This is a genomic window from Neisseria sp. P0009.S007, assembly GCF_051962515.1.
In genome coordinates this window covers 1-1,236 of record NZ_JBQCVF010000058.1, presented here as the reverse complement: position 1 = coordinate 1,236, position 1,236 = coordinate 1, and the positions used below count along the sequence as shown (strand labels likewise).

The window sequence follows — 1,236 nt, the reverse complement described above, 5'->3', positions numbered from 1 at the left end:
AAATCGACCAAAGGCGACATCAAACGCCAACTTGAAGCAAGACGCATGATAGGCAAAGTTTGGCGTTTCTTCGTCGGCTACCTGCAATGGTCGGGCGTATTGAGCGTCCGTTTCAACGGCTTGGAAAAACTCGGCAAACCCGGTCAGCTCATTCTTGCCAACCATCCCTCGCTTTTGGATGTCGTCTTGCTGATCAGCCATTATTCCGAGCCGAACGTACTGGTTAAAAAAGACCTGTTGCACAACCCCAGCATGAAAAGCCAGATTATCGCTTCCGGCTACATCCCCAACGATGAAAGCATGGAAATGCTGGAAGAAATCGATGCCGTGTTCAAAAGCGGGCAAAGTCTGCTGATTTTCCCCGAAGGCACGCGCACAGGTTGGGACGGACAGGTTAAAATGCACCGCGGCGCCGTATCGCTCGGTTTGCGCAGCGCATCAGTCATCACGCCCGTGTGCATCAAGATGACGCCGCCCAATTTTAAAAAGGGGCAGCCGTGGTACAAAATCCCGCCACAAAAAATTCATTATGAAATTACCGTCGGCGACGATATCCTGCCTGAAGAATGGCTGGCAGAAAAACCCCTGCCCATCGCCGCACGACGTTTAAACGAATACCTGCAAGACTATTTTACAAGGAAAACCACATGAGCAATTTAGAAAACCAAATCAAACAATTAATCATCGACAGCTTAGGTCTGGAAGATATTACCGTTGCCGACATCGGCAGCGAAGATCCGCTTTTCGGCGACGACGGCCTGGGTCTGGATTCGGTTGATGCATTGGAACTTGGTTTGGCCGTACAAAAAACCTTCGGCTTCCAGCTCGACGGAGAAAACGACAACCTGCGCGAAAACTTCGCCAACGTCAAAACACTGGCCGAGTTCGTCAAGAGCCGCCAAGCATAAGGGAGAGAGAAGATGACCGAACAAGAAGTACGCGCCCTGCTGACCGATGCACTAGTTAACCTGTTTGAAATCGAACCGGAACGCATCAAACCCGAAACCAACCTCTACGAAGATTTGGAAATCGACAGCATCGACGCCATCGACCTTATCGACCACATCAAACGCGAAACCGGCCGCAAACTGCAAGCCGAAGACTTCCGCAACGTGCGCACCGTAGAAGACGTGGTTCAAGCGGTCTTAAAAGTACAACAAGATTCCTGATTCCGCTTTGAATCAGCATATTTTCAGACGGCCTTGTCAATCCGCAAGGCCGTCTGAAAATCAATCA

3 protein-coding genes are annotated in these 1,236 nt (G+C 50.3%); all 3 read left to right on the top strand.

Annotated elements, in window-relative coordinates; genetic code table 11:
• Positions 1 to 651 (top strand): lysophospholipid acyltransferase family protein (locus ACTHS3_RS06970; RefSeq protein WP_440367505.1); only part of this gene is annotated, 651 nt, incomplete at its 5' end.
• A complete protein-coding gene (locus ACTHS3_RS06965) occupies positions 648 to 908 on the top strand; it encodes a phosphopantetheine-binding protein (protein ID WP_003680822.1) in 261 nt (86 codons plus the stop codon). The genes ACTHS3_RS06970 and ACTHS3_RS06965, both read left to right, overlap by 4 nt.
• A gap of 12 nt (positions 909 to 920) precedes the next feature.
• Positions 921 to 1,169 (top strand): acyl carrier protein, encoded by a 249-nt coding sequence (locus tag ACTHS3_RS06960; RefSeq protein ID WP_049344238.1) that lies wholly within the window; start codon positions 921 to 923, stop codon positions 1,167 to 1,169.
• Positions 1,170 to 1,236 lie beyond the last annotated feature (67 nt).

What these genes read in the sequence shown, in the direction of transcription:
- ACTHS3_RS06965 (WP_003680822.1), top strand. Translation starts at nt 648, where the DNA reads ATGAGCAATTTAGAAAACCAAATCAAACAATTAATCATCGACAGCTTA.
- ACTHS3_RS06960 (WP_049344238.1), top strand. Translation starts at nt 921, where the DNA reads ATGACCGAACAAGAAGTACGCGCCCTGCTGACCGATGCACTAGTTAAC.